The organism is Paraburkholderia sp., assembly GCF_035948235.1.
Lineage (GTDB): Bacteria > Pseudomonadota > Gammaproteobacteria > Burkholderiales > Burkholderiaceae > Paraburkholderia.
The window spans coordinates 1-15,250 of record NZ_DASZJJ010000175.1 but is presented as its reverse complement, the minus strand read 5'-3'; the positions used below and the strand labels follow the sequence as shown (position 1 = coordinate 15,250).

The window sequence follows — 15,250 nt, the reverse complement described above, 5'->3', positions numbered from 1 at the left end:
GGCAATCCTCTCGCTGATCGGCAGCAAGCAGTTTGGCGGTCACGACCTGATTCCCTACGGCTGGGACATGCTGGTGGTCGCGATCATCTCGCTCGGCTTCTACTACTGGGGCGTGAATTCGGGTTACCGCACGCCGTATCTCGCGGAACGCAAGCAACACGCGGAATACGAGTCGCTGCCCGCCGAAGCGAAAGTGTAATGCCGGTTATGGCATCGATTCATGAATCCCATCGATAAGGGCATGCACGCGTAGCGCCTTAATCTGGCGCTGCGCCGATGCTAGAGTCGAGGACGATAGCGGCACAAGAAGACTAAAACGGGATGGCCGGCTTCATGCCAGGCCATCCCGTTTGTTTTTGCCTGCCGCACGCTCCACACAAACAAAGGATTCCGAATCATGCCGATGACTACTTTCAACGCCACGCAAGCCGTTTCGCCCGCGCTGGCCCGCTACACGTCGGACACGGTCCTCGACGGCGTGTGGAAACGCGCAGCGCTTTCGCCCCGCGATCGCAGCATCGTGACCGTAGCGGCACTCATCGCACGCCATCACACGGCCGAATTGCCCTTCCAGGTGCGTCTCGCGCTCGATCACGGCGTCACGCCCGCCGAGCTTTCGGAGATCGTCACCCATCTGGCGTTCTATTCCGGCTGGGGCACGGCTACGGCCGCCACAGCCATCGTCGGCGAGGCGTTTCAGGAACGCGGCATCGGCACGGAGCAGTTGCCGCGCGCCGATGTCGAACTGCTGCCGCTCAACGAAGCTGCCGAAGCGCAACGCGCCAAAGTGGTCGGCGAGACGTTCGGCGCAACCTCCCCGGGCGTGGTCCACTACACCACGGCGGCGCTGTTCCGCGATCTCTGGCTGCGCCCGGACCTCGCACCGCGCGATCGCAGTCTGGTGACGGTGAGCGCACTGGTCGCCAATGGCCAGAGCGCGCAGATCACCTATCACCTCAATCGCGCGATGGACAACGGACTCAGTCAGGACGAAGCCGCTGAGGCCCTCACCCAACTCGCGTTCTACGCGGGCTGGCCGATGGCGTTCTCGGCGATGCCGGTGTTCAAGGACGTATTCGAGAAGCGCGCCGGCTGAAGCGGCGCGCGTGCGGTCGAGTGTTCGATCTATCTACGCCTGAAGCTCTTGCAGCACAGGCAGCCGTTTTTCGAAGTGATAGCCAGGCGGATGCACGTCGCCAAAGTCATGCGCCGAAAGCAGCGTGTAACCGCTCGTGGTGTAGAGGCCCACGGCCTCGGGCTGGCGCGGCCCGGTGCCTAAAAACACCCGCGTATAACCCTGGCGCGCCGCCTGTGCCTCCAGTTCCACCAGCACACGGCGCGCCAGACCCTGGCGGCGCTGGTGGCGGCTCGCCCAGATGCGCTTGAACTCCGCCGTGCCCGCATCCTGATGCGGCATGAACGCGCCGCCCGCCACCGCCACGCCGTCGCGCAACAGCAGCACGAACGCGCCACGCGGCTGCACGAAATCCTCGTCGGGATAACGCGTCATCTCGCGCTCGAGATCCTCCTGCGCAATCACGTCCGCATAGCGGCTACGGTATTCTTCGGCAAGCTCGGCGAACAAGGGCTGCGCGCGCGGGTCTCGCACCGTGACATAGACGAACGCCTCTTGCGCCATCAATGCACCTTCGGAAAGCCGTGGCGTTCGGCCAGCAGCGCGAGAATGCGCTTCGGGTCATTCACAAACCGCGTCTCGCCCAGCGCCAGTGCATCGTCCGGCACCGGATGCTCATCACCCAGCACGAGCGCCGGCAGGCCTTGATGCGCTTCATCGAGCGCGTCGATCACGTCAGGACGCGGCCGCGCGAACGCCACACGCTTTACTTCCAGCCGCGCCGCGCGCGCCGGATCGCTGGCGAGCAACCCTTCGATGGAAAGACCGTGTGGGCAGACGAATCGCTCGCCCGGGTGTTTAGGGTCGATAAAAGCGGGTTCCAGCAGCAACAGCAAGTCCAGGCTCATGTCGAGCGGCTCCTTTTTATTTGATCAGGATAACGATTAATCAAGAGTGACGGTCACGCCGCGATCTGCGCTGGCGCGTTGGCTTGCGTTGCGGGACGCCACTGCAACGCGGGCGCGATACGCGTAATAAAATCTTCGAGAATCTGCCGATAATTCTCGAATGGCAAGTCATAGGGCAATTCGAGCCGCAATTCGCGCACCTGCGCGAGCACCGGATCGGCCTGCAATTGCGCGACGATCTCATCTGAGGTGCCGACCAGATCGGGCACAAAAACCGTGCGACGCTCGCCGCGCGGCGCCAGCGTGCGCTCATGACGGCCCGCTGCGAAAGCGCGATAACGCTCGCGCGTATCGGCATCGGCGCTGTCGAACGGCACGATCACACGACCGAGCGCCACGCGCGGCGGCTGCGCGCCGCTCCAATGCTGCCGGTAAATCTCCAGTTGGCGCAATTGCGCCTCGCGGTAATCGTCGGTGCCCTCGCCCGTCGTGATATTGCCGATCAGCAGATTGAAACCGTTGCGCGCGGCCCATTCGACCGAGCGCTGCGAGCCGCCGCCATACCAGAGCCGCGCGGCCAGCCCCGGCGCATGCGGCGTGATGCGCGGGCGCACGCGCCCAGCCGCCGATTCGACAAAGCTTTCCTCGTCGCCCAGCCATTCGCCGCTGAGGTTGCGCCGCAAGCGCTCAACGCGCGCATGCGTAAAGTCGATCTGCGCGGGGTCGGCGTCGAACAGCCTTTCGCCCAGCAAGCCGCCATGGCCCGGCGCGCCCGCGCTCAAACCTACGTTGAGCCGTCCGCCCGAAAGCACGTCCACGCTTGCAAGATCCTCGGCGAGCCGAAACGGATTTTCGTAACCCATCTGGATGACCGCCGCGCCAAGACCGATACGCGTGGTGCGCTGGCTTGCCGCTGCAAGGAACGTTGCAGCGGACGACACCGCATGTTCGAGGTGGCGCTGGCGCACCCAGGCGCTGTCGAAACCCAGCTTCTCGCCCAGTTGAAAGAGTTCGAGCGCGGCTTCGATGCCGGCGCGCGGTGCGTCATCGCGATAGTTGGCCGGGGTGAGAAAAGCGATGTGGTCGATATGAGCTGCGCACATAACGTTAGTTATTCGAAATGAAATGGAAAGTTCAGGCGTCGCGTAGGCCGGGAGGATTGGTCTCAGCACGCTCGACGGCTTCTGACACGATGGCCCAGCGCGCGAGCGCCGCGCGATACTGGCCGCTGCGGATCAGGTTGTTGGTCGCAAGGGTGAGCGCGGGGGCAAGCCCGCTGTCCTTGCGGGTGGCAACGGCCACATCGGCGTTGTCGGGCCAGCCCGCGTTGACACTGCCCACCTTGCGGATGCCGCCCTGGGTGACGGCCTCGTAGGCGAGCGGCGCGTCGGGATTCAGTTCGGCGTCGGCGCGGCCCGAAACCAGCGCCAGGCGCGCCGAAGCCCGATCGTCGAAATAGAGCCATTGCGCGGCCTTCAGTCCCTGCGCCACGTTGCGGCGGTTCCATTCGATCAGGATGCGCTCCTGGATCGTGCCCGAACCCGTAATGACGCGCAGACCGGCGATGTCCTTTGGCTCGCGGATCGACTGAATATGGCTGTTCGAACCCACATAGAACGCGTGCAGCCCAAGCCGGTAAGTCGTGAAATCGAACTTGCGCTTGCGCGCCTCGGTCACACCGACGTTCGAGATCACCGCATCGTACTTGCCGCTCGCGAGACCCAGCGGCCAGTCAGCCCAGGCGACCGGCACGAAGTTCACGCCCAGGCCCAGCGAGTCGGCGAGCAATTGCGCGTAGTCCGGGTCCGCGCCCACGATGCTGCGGGCGTCCGTGGCGTAGGTCGCAATCGGCGGTGCGAACGGCGCAACCGCCACGGTCAGCGTGCCGGGCGTGACGAAGCGATAACCGGCAGCCGCGCGCTGCACCTGCGCGTCAGGCTGCGCACGCGGCCGGCCCCGTTGCTGCGGACTGAAATCGAAATCCGCTATTGAGGAAGCCGCCAACGCGCGCCGCGCGGGCAACGCGAGCGGCACCGCGCCCAACGCCGCCAGTTTCAGGAGGAAATCGCGACGCTGCTCTATGCTTGCGCGCGCAACGAATTGAGTTCGCTTCATGTCACAAGACCTTGGAAAGAAATTCACGCGTACGCGAATGCGCCGGATTACCAAGCACCTGGGCAGGCGGGCCGGCTTCGACAACACGGCCGCCGTCCATGAAAACGATGGTGTCCGCCACTTCACGCGCAAAGCCGATCTCGTGCGTAACGATCACGAGCGTCGTGCCCGAGCGCGCCAACTGGCGGATCACGTCGAGCACTTCATTGACGAGTTCCGGGTCGAGCGCAGAAGTCGGCTCGTCAAACAGCAGCACCTTGGGCTTGAGCGCCAGCGCCCGCGCAATCGCCACGCGCTGCTGCTGGCCGCCGGAGAGCTGGCGCGGCCATGCATCGGCCTTGCCTGCCAGGCCCACCCGGGCCAGCAGCGCGCGCGCTTCGGCCTGCGCCTGGGCGCGCGGCACGCCGGAGGCGATCGGCGCTTCCGTGATGTTGTCCAGCACGCTCAGATGCGGGAACAGGTTGAAGTTCTGGAACACCATGCCGACTTCGGCGCGCTGGCGCAGAATGTCTTTCTCCTTCAGTTCATAGAGCGTGCGGCCGTCGCGCCGATAACCAACGAGCTCGCCATCGATATCGATAAAACCGTCATCGACGCTCTCAAGATGATTGATCGTGCGCAGCAGCGTCGACTTACCCGAGCCGGATTGGCCGAGAATCACCGTCACGCTGCCTGAAGGCACCGTCAACGATACGTTGTCGAGCACCTTGAGCGTGCCAAAGCTCTTCGAAACATTATGGATACCTACACGACCGCCAATGCGGCGCTGAGCCCAGCCAGCGTCGTGCACGGGCGCGGCGTCCACCTCTGCCGTACTCCGCGAACGCGCGAACGGCTTGAGCAGCAGCGACACCAGCGCGGAACGTTGCGGCTGCGAGCGCGTCGCGCCGCGCGCGTAGTGACGCTCGATATGCACCTGAATCGCGGAAAGCACCGTGAGAATCACGAGATACCAGATGGTCGCCACCATCAGCAGCGGAATCACTTCCAGATTGCGGTGATAGACGATCTGCACCGTATAGAACAGATCCGGCATCGCGAGGATATAAACCACCGACGTACCCTTGGCCAGCCCGATCACATCGTTGAAGGCCGTTGGCAGCACCGCGCGCATCGCTTGCGGCAGCACGATGCGCCAGGCCTGACGCGTGTGCGGCAAGCCGAGCGCCGCCGCCGCTTCGCGCTGGCCGTGATCGACCGAGAGAATGCCGCCGCGAAACGCCTCCGCCGCAAACGCCGCGTGATTGAGCGACAGCCCCACCACCGCCGCGAAAAACGGGCTGATGAGATCCGTCGTCGGGCCGTTGTAGAACGTCAGATGCGTGAACGGCACGCCAATCCAGACGGTCTCGTACAGATAGCCCAGATTATTCAGCAGCAGCAGCAACACAATCGGCGGAATCGAGCGGAACAGCCAGACGAACGCCCACGCGCAACCTGCCAGCAACGGCGAGCGCGAGAGCCGCGCCAGCGCAATGGGCACGGCCAGCGCAAAGCCAATCACCGCGCCCACCAGCGTGAGCAGCAAGGTGCGCGACAGCCCTTCCAGAATGGGTTCGGCGAAGAACCATTGCGCGAACACGCTCCATTCCCAGCGCGGGTTGCCCAGGACGGAATGCAGCACCAGCGCGATCAGCGCGACCGCGAGCACGGTGCCCACGGTGCGTGCGCGATGGCGCGCGGGCACCACGCGAAAATGCGCGTAGTCGGTGGCATCGTGCGCGGCGCTGCCGCCGCGCGCGGATGAAGGGACGGCGATGTGGGGAGTGTCGCTCATGGTTCGATGTTCCTGCTCGATTCGGCGTTCATGGCGTCACTGGGCTTTCGCGAGTGCGTAGCGGCTCTCGCGTCGCGGCAGTCCGAGATGGTCGCGCAGCGTGTCGCCGCTCAGGCGGCGGCTGTAGCGCCCGCGTGCTTCCAGCACCGGAATCACGTGCTTGACGAAATCGTCGAGCCCTTCTGCCTGCACCGGGAAGCCCAGAATGAAGCCATCGGCCGCGCCTTCGTCGATCCAGCGAATCAGCTCGTCGGCAATCTGCTCGCCGGTGCCCACGAACTGGGTCTTGGGCGTGGCGACTTCGAGCGCCACTTCGCGCAGCGTCGCGCCGCTGCGGCGCGCTTCAGTCTTGATGCGGTCGGTGGTCGAGCGGAAGCTGTTGGTGCCAAGCTCGCCCAGTTCCGGGAACGGTTCGTCGAGCGGATATTGCGAAAAGTCGTGATGTTCGAAGAAGCGGCCCAGATAGGCGAGCGCGTCTTCAATACTGAGCAGGTCGCGAATCGCGCGATATTTGGCTTCGGCCTCTTCCTTCGTCGTCCCGACGATCGGGCCGATACCCGGGAAGATCTTTACGTCCGAGGCGGCTCGGCCATGCGCCACGGCGCTCGCGCGCACGCGCTCGGCGAATTCGCGCGTTTCCTCCAGCGACGGCGAGTGCGTGAACACCGCATCGGCGTATTTGCAGGCCAGATCGATGCCCGATTCGGACGAGCCGGCCTGGAAGATCACCGGCTGTCCCTGCGGCGAGCGCTGGATATTGAGCGGACCTGCCACCTCGAAGAAACGGCCCTTGTGATCGAGCGTATGCAGCTTGTCGCGTTCGAAGAAGCGCCCGCTCTCGCGGTCGCGCACGAAGGCATCGTCGTCCCAGCTATCCCACAGGCCCTGCACGACGTCCAGATATTCGTCGGCGATTTCGTAGCGCAGTTCGTGGTCCGGATGCTCACCACCATAGTTTTTCGCCGACCCCTCCAGCGGCGACGTCACCACGTTCCAGCCCGCACGACCTCCGCTGATCAGGTCGAGCGAGGCAAACTGGCGCGCCACCGTGAACGGGTGACTGTACGAGGTCGAAAGCGTGCCCGCCAGACCGATTTTCGTGGTCGCCGTGGCCAGCGCGGAGAGAATTGAAATTGGCTCGAAGCGGTTGAGAAAGTGCGGGATCGATTTCTCGTTGATATAAAGACCGTCCGCCACGAATGCGAAGGCCACGCCATTGGCTTCCGCCTTTTGCGCGATGCCGGTCACGAAGTCGAGATTGACGCTGGCGTCAGCCGGGCCGCCCGGGTGCTTCCACGCGTTCATATGGCCGCCCGCGCCGTGCAGCATGATGCCGAAGGTGAGATTGCGTTTTGCCTGGTCAGTCATTTCGGATTCCTTCAATTATGGGGATGCAGGAAGTCAGACCCGCGCGTCCTGCTTGAGCGGAGCGAGGCGCTCGACCGAATCGAGTCGCAGCGCGTAATCGGCCACCGGTGTATCGATCACAAACTCTTCCACGCCAAAGCGCGCGTGCAATGCGTCGAGTTCGCCGCGCACGTCGTCAGCGGTACCCGCGATCACATGGGGATGCAGTTCGTCGAGGCGGTAATCGGACACGCCGGTCTGGCGCGCGAATTCCGCAGCGGCTTCGGGGCTGGGCAGATTCACGCTTTGGCCCGTGGCCAGTTGCAGCTTGAAGATGCGCAACGCACCCACCTGGGCGCGCGCCGCTTCGCGCGTGGCGGCGGCGAAGGCAAACAGTGCGAGCAGCGGCGCGCGGCCAGTGGCTTCGCGGTAGGCATCGATCGAGCGTGCGATGTTGGCCTCGTCGCCGTTGAAATGGCCTGCGTAGCAGAAGTCCCAGCCGTGCTTTGCGGCAAGGCGCGCGCTGTCGGCGCTGCCGCCCAGCAGTACGCGTTGGGGCGGCTCGGGCGGCACGGGCAGCGCGAGCGCGCCGGCTAGCGCATGATCCTCAGACACGCCCCATTTGAGGAAGGCGTCGAGTTCCGCGAGCTGCCCCGCGAAATCGGGTTTCTTGGCCTTGTCGTGGAACCATTGCAGCGCGCGCGTAGTAAGCGGCAGGCCGCCCGGCGCCTTGCCCACGCCCAGATCCACGCGACCAGGCGCTAGCGAGGCGAGCACGCGAAACGATTCGGCCACCTTGAACGGACTGTAGTGCTGCAGCATCACACCGCCGGAACCCACGCGGATGCGCGAGGTATGCGCCAGCAGATGCGAGACGACGATCTCGGGGGCGGAACTCGCAAGACCCGGCGCGCCGTGATGCTCCGCGATCCAGAAGCGCTGGTAACCGAGCGCTTCAGCACGCTGCGCGAGACGGATCGTGAAGCGCAGCGCATCGTGCGCGTTCGCGCCTTCCGCGATCGGGCTTTTGTCGAGAATGGAAAGAGACCAGACCATGTCACTCCTTCCCTATGCGTTTATACGCACAGGTCGAAAGGTTTTAAGCGGTTGCGAATAGAGAAAACTGCAAACCGCTCGTTACGCTTCAGACATTATGTCGAGGCAATGCGCCGGAGCGTACGAGCGATTTCTGCTATGCATATCAGAGCGGGTATCAGAACGATTTAGAACTGATATCGAGCGCGCAGGTAATAGAAGCCGCCATTCACGCCAACATTCGATGCATAGGTGTCGTACTGCACGCCTTCAAGCCGATTCACATAGGGAATCTTCGAGGGATAAACATCGAACAGATTGTTCGCACCCACGGCGATCTGGAATTTCTTCGTGACGTCGTAGCGCACTTCTACGTCGGTCACGTAGCGCGCGGCATTTTCGACATGATTAAATTGCGTAGTCGAAAACGCATTCGGACCAACGATATAGGTCATTTCGCTCGACGTGGAGCCATAGCGCGTTTCATGCAGACTCACGGCCCACTTGTCGCGATGCCAGGTGCCGCCGATGATGATCTTGTTCTTCGGCGTCGAAGTCGTCAGCCAGCCGATCTGTTGCGCATTGAGCGACGGCGTGCCGTTGGCGTTCTTGGCCACATCGCGCACCGAGGTGGTATTCAGGTTCACCCCCAGATCCCAGTCCACCTGACCATAACTGCCGAAACCCGTGTGATAGGTGCCGGTCAGATCGATACCGCGCGTGCGCGTGCTTGCGCCATTGGTAAAGTAACTGGCCGATACCGCCGAAGCAGGAATCGAACCGGGCACGGACAGCCCCGCCGCCTCCATTGCCGCGATCGCGTCGGCACCCGCTGCAGTGCCGCCCATTACGATGCGATTGCGGATATCGATCTGATACGCGTCAAGCGTGACGTGCAGGTTATCGACCGGCTGCAACACGAAGCCGACGTTATAGTTGGTCGATTCCTCCGGCTTGAGCGACTGTGCACCGATCAGCTTAGCCGCCGCTGAATTCGCCGCCAGCAGCCCTTGCGCCGACGCGGGCGACACGTTGATATTCGTGTAGTATTCCTCGGCGAGCGAAGGCGCGCGGAAACCCGTGCTCACGCTGCCGCGAATCGCGATGCGCGGTGTGAAGTCGTAGCGTGTCGATATCTTGCCGTTGGTGGTGTCGCCCACGTCGTTATAGTGCTCGTAGCGGCCGGACAGATCGATCTGCCACTTCTGCGTGATCTTCGTCGCCAGATCGATATAGGTGCCAAACACATTGCGCGAGTTGTCGCTCGCGCTCACGGGCGCGAGACCCGGCAAGGCCTGCGCGCCGCCATCGAGATACGAATACAGATCGCCCGCGCCCACCGTATACGTTTCGCGGCGCTCTTCCACACCGAACGACACATGCAGCGGCCCGGCCAGCAGCGGCAGATTGAAGGCGCGCGAGAAGTCCAGGTTATTGGTCAGTTGCGTGTTGCTGACCGTCGCCAGGTGGAACGTGGTGGGCGTAAAACCTTCCGCGGCGTACAGACCGGTATTGGCCGAATCGACCATGCCCATGTTGTCGTGGTCGCCGCCATAGGTCGTGCTCAAATCCCACGACCAGCCGAACAGGTTGTCGCCCTTGATACCCGCCGTGATCGAATAGTCATTCTCGTTGACGGTTTCCTGCGGCGTGAAGCCGTTCGGATAGATCGACGGCAGCACTGAAGGCGGACGATAGTTCTGGTACGCGCTGGCGTTGCGGTGCGCGTAGGTGCCGAAGCCGTATAGCTCGACGTTATCGCCCAGGTAGTAGCCTGCATTGAAGCCGACCGATTCGCGCGTGGCGGACGGATCGCCGAGCATGCGGTTGTAGTAGCCCTGCCCCTGCGGGAAGCTGCCGAAGTAATCGTCCGGGCCGGTGCGCACGGTGTGGTTCTGGCGCGCGTATTCCGCGCTCAGATCGAGAAAGCCCTTATCGCCCAGGTTAAAGCCGATATTGGCCGATTCGGCGTTCTTCAGGCCGTCGCCCGCGTAGGTCTGCCCCGTCGTCGACGTGACTTCGCCGCCGTGCGAGGCGCGCTTCAGAATAATGTTGATGACGCCCGCAATCGCATCCGAACCATATTGCGCCGCCGCGCCGTCGCGCAGGATTTCGATGTGGTCGATCAGCGCAATGGGGATCGTGTCCACGTCCACGCCCGTGGCGCCCTGGTTCAGGCCGCCGTCCAGCGAGATATTCGCCGTGGTATGGCGGCGCTTGCCGTTCACGAGCACCAGCACATGGTCGGGGCTCAGGCCGTGCAGCGAGAGCGTGTTGGTCAGCATCGCCGCGTCGCCCGCGTAAGTCTCGTGGCCGATCGAGGGCGACAACTGCACCAGCGCATCGCGCAGATTGGTCTGGCCGGTGGAGCGCAATTGCTGCCCGCTAATCACATCAACCGGCGTAAGGCTCTTGCTCGCCTTCGTTTCCGTGCGGCTGCCGGTCACCACCACGGTGTCCTGTTGCACGGTATTGGTGGCTGCGCTGCTGCTAGAGGCGACGGCCGGGGCCGCTTCCTGCGCCCAGACCGCGCTATTGCAGGCCAGCGCCAGTACTGCCGCGGAAAGCGCCGTCATGCGCAAACGCGGCGCGTGGCGCCTGCTCAGTGTTGTTCTCGCCGACCCAAAACCCGAAGCGTAACTATTGTTTTTCGTTTTCATTCGAACAACTTATTAATTTAATGTCTACTTTATTTTTACGCGCCAACTTCCCCTGCTTCCAGCCATGTCTGGCCAAATCCGGGAACGTCGGCGCCCGTTCCCGGAGCTGCCGTCAAGGTTCGTTGCCCACCAGCCCGATCTTCGTCGCGCCTTCGCGCTGCGCCGCTGCCATCACCTGCGCCACCGCGCTATACGGCGCGGCCTTGTCCGGCGACAGATGAATCTCCGGCTGATCCGCCTGGGCCGCGACTTCGGCCATGTGGTGTTCCAGATCCGCGCCCGCCGCGAGTGGCGCACCGTTCCACTGGAGCGCGCCGCTCGGGCCGATATCGATCTGCACGACCGGCGGCGGCGCGGCCGGCGGCGGCGGGCTATCCACCGGCAGATTCATCTTGACCGCGTGCATCTGGATCGGGATCGTGATGATGAGCATGATCAGCAGCACCAGCATCACATCGATGAGCGGCGTCGTGTTGATATCCACCAGCACGTCCGGCTCGTCGTGACCCGATGGGACGTTCATCGCCATCGTCTGACTCCTTTATTTAGCCGCCGCGCGCGGGCGGCTGGGTGATGAACGAAACCTTCGCAATACCCGCACGTTCACAGGTGCTGACCACGCGCGCGATGTACTCGTAGCGCGTGGCCTGGTCGCCGCGCACATGGACCTCGGGCTGCGGGTCGCGCTGCGAGATGCCTTTCAGTTGCGTGAGCAACGTTGTGGCATCCACGCGCTTCTCGTTCCAGAACAGTTCGCCGTCCTTATCTACGGCGATTTCGATGCTGTCCGGCTTCGTTTGCAGCGGATTGACCGTTTCCTTTGGCAACTGCACCGGCACGGTATGCGTGACCACCGGAATCGTGATGAGGAAGATGATCAGCAAGACCAGCATCACGTCCACGAGCGGGGTCGTGTTGATGGAGGCGATGACTTCGTCCTCGCCGCCGTCCTGCGCTACGTTGATGGCCATGGCGACAGTGCTCAGTGGGCGTTGACGACCGCGCGTACCGGGCGCTTGCGGCCCCCGGCGAGCAGCACCGTATGCAGTTGCGCGCCAAAGCCGCGCACGCGCTCCATCAGCGACTTGTTACGGCGCACCAGGAAGTTGTAGCCCAGCACTGCCGGCACGGCCACCGCCAGGCCCACGGCCGTCATGATGAGCGCCTCACCCACCGGCCCGGCAACCTTGTCGATCGAAGCCTGACCTGCGATGCCGATTGCGGTGAGCGCGTGATAGATGCCCCACACGGTGCCGAACAGCCCCACGAACGGCGCCGTCGAGCCAACCGTGGCGAGAAATGCCAGGCCGTCCTGCAGGCGGTTCGAGACGCTGCCGCTCGCGCGGTCGATCGACACCTGAATCCACGTATTGCGATCCACTTCTTCGAGCAGCGCTTCGTCGTGATGCTCCGCGGCTTCGAGGCCGGTCTGCGCGATAAAGCGGAACGGCGAGTTGTCGTCGAGGTCAGCCACGCCCACGGCCAGCGACGGTGCGCTCCAGAGCTGCGCATCGGCGGACTTGGCGCGGCGGCCTGCGCGGGCCTGTTCCACGAACTTGGTAATCATGATGTACCAGCTGCCCATCGACATCACGACCAGCACGAGCAGCACGAATCGCGCGACGAAGTCGCCGTTGGCCCACAACGCGCCGAGACCATAAGGGTTCGCGTCAGCGGCATTGGCGGCGCTTTGCGCCCACACCAGCGGCGAAGCCAGCAACGCGACGGCGCCAGCCGCCGCGGAAATCAGGCCGGCGGAACGCACGGCAGCGGTTTGCTTCTTCATGTTTGCTCCAGAAAGGCTCTTAATTCAGGTTGAACGAAAACGGCACCTGCACGCGCACGGGCTGGCCCTGCGAGATGCAATTGAACTTCTTGACGGCGTTGAAGGCCGCGCGGTCGAGCAAGGGATCGGCAGACTTGTCCACCTTTTCTTCCGTCACGTGACCCTGCGGATCCACCACGAACGAAATCAGCACGTCGCCGGTGATGTTGTTGTCCTGCGCTTCCTCCGGATACACCATCGCAGCGCGCACCTTGTCCGAGTTCGGGCACACCACGCCCGCCTCGTGACTCACGGGCTTCGCGGGCGCGGGCGGTGCCGGCGGCGCGACCGGTGCGGGAGGCGCGGGCGGTGCCGGTTGCTCCGACTGGTGCGTGATGGTCGGCGCGGGCGGCGCCACCACGGGCACCTCGGGCTTCGGCACGTAAGGCGCCACGCGTTTGGGCGGCGCCACCGGCTTGGGCGGCGGCAGCTTGACAGTGGGAATCGGTGGCGGAGGCGGCGGTTTCACCGTTTCCAGAATCCGCACTTCCACGGGCTTCTGGATAACCTGCACCACTTTGCTTGCGAGACCGTTGAGCAAAGCCCAGATGAAGAGGACGTGCAACAGCAGCACGACAGCGATACCGGCGTAGCGGCGCGCCGATCCCTGCCTGCGCGCCCCGTATTGCCGCGGGCGCGCTGCCCACTTACCCGCGACGACCACTGAGTCCGACATGAAGCGCTCCTTCTATTTCTATGGACTGCAAACTGTTTGTAAACCGCGCCGTTCGATGAAACTACGGCGCGTGCTGCATCAGGTTCTCGGCAGGCCCGGCGGATTGGTCGAAGCGCGCTCGATCGCTTCCGAATCCAGACTCCAGCGATCCAATACCTGGCGATACTTGCCGTCGCGGATCAATTCATTGAGGGTTTGCGTGAGCGGATCGGCCAGACCGCTGCCCTTGCGCGTGGTAATCGCAACCTCTGCGGTGCGCGGCCAGCCGCCGCTCACGGTGCCGACCAGGCGCGTCTTGCCTTGCGTCGCCGCCTGCCACGCGAGCACCGCATTCACGCTGAAGATCGCGTCGGCACGGCCCGACTGCAGCGCGAGCGTGCGCACCGCATCGTCGTCGTAATACTGCACGCTGATGGGCTTGAGGCCATGCGCCACGTTCTCCTTGTCCCACTCGAGCAGCACCTTCTCCTGATTGGTGCCCGCATCGGTGATGATGCGCAGGCCCGCGATGTCCTTCGGCTCGTGGATCGCCTTGATCGGGCTGTCCTTACGCACGTAAAAGCCGACTTCGTCACGCCGGTACGTCGAGAAATCGAACTTCTCCTTGCGCTCTTCCGTGACCGTGACGTTCGACACCACCGCATCGACCTTGCCCGACTGCAGCGCAAGGGGCCAATCCGGCCACGCCAGCACGACGAGCTTGAGCTTGCGGCCAAGACTATCGGCCACTACCTGGGACAGATCGACGTCGAAGCCCACCACGGTCTTTGCGTCCGTAGCGTAGGTGCTGATCGGCGGCAGCGCGGGCACGATGCCGATGGTAAGCGTGTCCTTGTCGACGAAGTTAAAGCGTGCGGGCACGGTCTTGATGATCGCGGGGTCGGCGCTCGCGCGCACGCGGCCGTGCTGCTCCGGGCTAAGGTCGAACGAGGTGGCGGCGAAGGCGAGGCTGGCCGCGCCCAGCGCGAGCGCGCCCGCGAGAGTGACGAGTGTCTGTTTGAGTTTCATGGCGATGATTCAGGCAGGTCTGGAGACGGGGATGCGGTTATTCAGTGCTGCGCGCCCAACGGCTCGCGCGGGCGCAGATCGTCGAGCGTGTCGATTGCACGCGGATTGATCAGGTCTTTGGCGAACGGCAGATGAACGTGCACTTCGGGCGCGATCGAACGATCGAACAGCGGCGTGTAGCCAGAATCGATATACAGGCCCCACGCTTCCGGCTGCTTGAAACCGGTGGTGAGATAAACGCGCCGATAACCCAGCAGCCGCGCGCGCGTTTCGAGCTCCTCCACCACGCGGCGTGCCAGTCCTTGACGGCGTTGATCTTCACGCGTCCAGATGCGTTTGAGTTCGGCGGTGTGGGCGTCGTAGCGCTTGAATGCGCCGCCGCCCACGGTCTCGCCGTCACGCTCGACCACAATGAAAGCCCCTTCGGGCGGCGCGAACAATTCGGCGGGATAGCGCGCCAGTTCCGCTGCGGCGGACGCATTGCTATCGGCGCGAAATTCGCGGTAGCGCGTGGCGTATTCCTGCTTGAGCGCCTCGATCAAAGGCTGCGCGATGGGATCGAGCGGCGACGTGTCGAAAATGCGGTAGCTCATGGTCGTTGCATTCGTAATGGGCCAGGATCCGGCGGCGCTTTGGAGAGCGTGTTGGATGCTATATCCGAAGCCGCCGTCATTTTTCTGTTATCGCAACGTCGCCGGTAAAGGTGACGATCGTTGTGTACGCGACAAGATTAGCCCTTCGTCGAATGCAGATTAACCAAGCATTTCTAATATCTTTATCGAATCCCTTTTATGGCTTGTATAGCCTTTTTCACGAGCGATATT

At 63.5% G+C, this 15,250-nt stretch carries 15 protein-coding genes and 1 pseudogene; 2 read left to right on the top strand and 14 right to left on the bottom strand.

Translation table 11 applies throughout. The features are described 5' to 3' along the window. Nucleotides 1–199, top strand: a pseudogene (locus VG320_RS15205) (hypothetical protein); the annotation flags it as partial. Between the two features lie 198 nt (nt 200–397). Further along, nucleotides 398–1,096, top strand: coding sequence for a carboxymuconolactone decarboxylase family protein (locus VG320_RS15200; RefSeq protein ID WP_327200921.1), 699 nt, complete (start codon nt 398–400; stop codon nt 1,094–1,096). Between the two features lie 33 nt (nt 1,097–1,129). Here the strand turns inward: VG320_RS15200 and VG320_RS15195 are convergent, their stop codons facing one another. From VG320_RS15195 to VG320_RS15130, 14 genes are all read right to left on the bottom strand, one after another. Further along, the gene (locus VG320_RS15195) at nt 1,130–1,639 is read right to left on the bottom strand and encodes a GNAT family N-acetyltransferase (protein WP_327200920.1); all 510 of its coding nucleotides are present in this window, start codon (nt 1,637–1,639) and stop codon (nt 1,130–1,132) included. After that, entirely contained in the window at nt 1,639–1,983 is a 345-nt protein-coding gene (locus VG320_RS15190; protein ID WP_327200919.1) for a DUF3088 domain-containing protein, read from the bottom strand. The genes VG320_RS15195 and VG320_RS15190 overlap by 1 nt, the downstream gene beginning before the upstream one ends. A 53-nt stretch (nt 1,984–2,036) precedes the next feature. Next, entirely contained in the window at nt 2,037–3,086 is a 1,050-nt protein-coding gene (locus tag VG320_RS15185) for an LLM class flavin-dependent oxidoreductase (protein WP_327200918.1), read from the bottom strand. 31 nt (nt 3,087–3,117) lie between these two features. After that, nucleotides 3,118–4,098, bottom strand: coding sequence for an ABC transporter substrate-binding protein (locus VG320_RS15180; protein ID WP_414696048.1), 981 nt, complete (start codon nt 4,096–4,098; stop codon nt 3,118–3,120). A 1-nt stretch (nt 4,099) separates the two neighbouring features. Further along, on the bottom strand, nt 4,100–5,875 hold the full coding sequence (locus VG320_RS15175; RefSeq protein WP_327200917.1) for an amino acid ABC transporter permease/ATP-binding protein: 1,776 nt from the start codon (nt 5,873–5,875) through the stop codon (nt 4,100–4,102). Between the two features lie 36 nt (nt 5,876–5,911). Further along, nucleotides 5,912–7,243, bottom strand: coding sequence for an LLM class flavin-dependent oxidoreductase (locus tag VG320_RS15170; protein ID WP_327200916.1), 1,332 nt, complete (start codon nt 7,241–7,243; stop codon nt 5,912–5,914). Between the two features lie 33 nt (nt 7,244–7,276). Beyond that, entirely contained in the window at nt 7,277–8,278 is a 1,002-nt protein-coding gene (locus tag VG320_RS15165; protein WP_327200915.1) for an LLM class flavin-dependent oxidoreductase, read from the bottom strand. Between the two features lie 167 nt (nt 8,279–8,445). Beyond that, nucleotides 8,446–10,833 (bottom strand): TonB-dependent receptor, encoded by a 2,388-nt coding sequence (locus tag VG320_RS15160; protein ID WP_327200914.1) that lies wholly within the window; start codon nt 10,831–10,833, stop codon nt 8,446–8,448. Nucleotides 10,834–11,029: 196 nt separating this feature from the next. Then, nucleotides 11,030–11,446: a biopolymer transporter ExbD gene (locus tag VG320_RS15155; protein WP_327200913.1), complete on the bottom strand. Its 417-nt coding sequence runs from the start codon at nt 11,444–11,446 to the stop codon at nt 11,030–11,032. A gap of 16 nt (nt 11,447–11,462) precedes the next feature. Then, nucleotides 11,463–11,888, bottom strand: coding sequence for a biopolymer transporter ExbD (locus tag VG320_RS15150; protein ID WP_327200912.1), 426 nt, complete (start codon nt 11,886–11,888; stop codon nt 11,463–11,465). Nucleotides 11,889–11,899: 11 nt separating this feature from the next. Further along, complete coding sequence (locus VG320_RS15145) at nt 11,900–12,703, bottom strand: MotA/TolQ/ExbB proton channel family protein (protein ID WP_327200911.1); 804 nt, start codon at nt 12,701–12,703, stop codon at nt 11,900–11,902. Between the two features lie 19 nt (nt 12,704–12,722). Beyond that, a complete protein-coding gene (locus VG320_RS15140; protein ID WP_327200910.1) occupies nt 12,723–13,418 on the bottom strand; it encodes a TonB family protein in 696 nt (231 codons plus the stop codon). Nucleotides 13,419–13,496: 78 nt separating this feature from the next. Further along, nucleotides 13,497–14,426 (bottom strand): ABC transporter substrate-binding protein, encoded by a 930-nt coding sequence (locus VG320_RS15135; RefSeq protein WP_327200909.1) that lies wholly within the window; start codon nt 14,424–14,426, stop codon nt 13,497–13,499. 41 nt (nt 14,427–14,467) lie between these two features. Beyond that, nucleotides 14,468–15,019 carry a GNAT family N-acetyltransferase gene (locus VG320_RS15130; protein WP_327200908.1) on the bottom strand — a complete coding sequence of 184 codons (552 nt, stop codon included), beginning with the start codon at nt 15,017–15,019 and terminating at the stop codon, nt 14,468–14,470. Nucleotides 15,020–15,250: the final 231 nt, after the last annotated feature.

Excerpts from the sequence above, each read along its gene's own strand:
- VG320_RS15150 (WP_327200912.1), bottom strand. The coding sequence starts at position 11,888 with ATGGCCATCAACGTAGCGCAGGACGGCGGCGAGGACGAAGTCATCGCC.
- VG320_RS15145 (WP_327200911.1), bottom strand. The coding sequence starts at position 12,703 with ATGAAGAAGCAAACCGCTGCCGTGCGTTCCGCCGGCCTGATTTCCGCG.
- VG320_RS15170 (WP_327200916.1), bottom strand. The coding sequence starts at position 7,243 with ATGACTGACCAGGCAAAACGCAATCTCACCTTCGGCATCATGCTGCAC.
- VG320_RS15160 (WP_327200914.1), bottom strand. The coding sequence starts at position 10,833 with ATGACGGCGCTTTCCGCGGCAGTACTGGCGCTGGCCTGCAATAGCGCG.
- VG320_RS15175 (WP_327200917.1), bottom strand. The coding sequence starts at position 5,875 with ATGAGCGACACTCCCCACATCGCCGTCCCTTCATCCGCGCGCGGCGGC.
- VG320_RS15200 (WP_327200921.1), top strand. The coding sequence starts at position 398 with ATGCCGATGACTACTTTCAACGCCACGCAAGCCGTTTCGCCCGCGCTG.
- VG320_RS15185 (WP_327200918.1), bottom strand. The coding sequence starts at position 3,086 with ATGTGCGCAGCTCATATCGACCACATCGCTTTTCTCACCCCGGCCAAC.
- VG320_RS15155 (WP_327200913.1), bottom strand. The coding sequence starts at position 11,446 with ATGGCGATGAACGTCCCATCGGGTCACGACGAGCCGGACGTGCTGGTG.
- VG320_RS15135 (WP_327200909.1), bottom strand. The coding sequence starts at position 14,426 with ATGAAACTCAAACAGACACTCGTCACTCTCGCGGGCGCGCTCGCGCTG.
- VG320_RS15190 (WP_327200919.1), bottom strand. The coding sequence starts at position 1,983 with ATGAGCCTGGACTTGCTGTTGCTGCTGGAACCCGCTTTTATCGACCCT.
- VG320_RS15165 (WP_327200915.1), bottom strand. The coding sequence starts at position 8,278 with ATGGTCTGGTCTCTTTCCATTCTCGACAAAAGCCCGATCGCGGAAGGC.
- VG320_RS15180 (WP_414696048.1), bottom strand. The coding sequence starts at position 4,098 with ATGAAGCGAACTCAATTCGTTGCGCGCGCAAGCATAGAGCAGCGTCGC.
- VG320_RS15195 (WP_327200920.1), bottom strand. The coding sequence starts at position 1,639 with ATGGCGCAAGAGGCGTTCGTCTATGTCACGGTGCGAGACCCGCGCGCG.
- VG320_RS15140 (WP_327200910.1), bottom strand. The coding sequence starts at position 13,418 with ATGTCGGACTCAGTGGTCGTCGCGGGTAAGTGGGCAGCGCGCCCGCGG.
- VG320_RS15130 (WP_327200908.1), bottom strand. The coding sequence starts at position 15,019 with ATGAGCTACCGCATTTTCGACACGTCGCCGCTCGATCCCATCGCGCAG.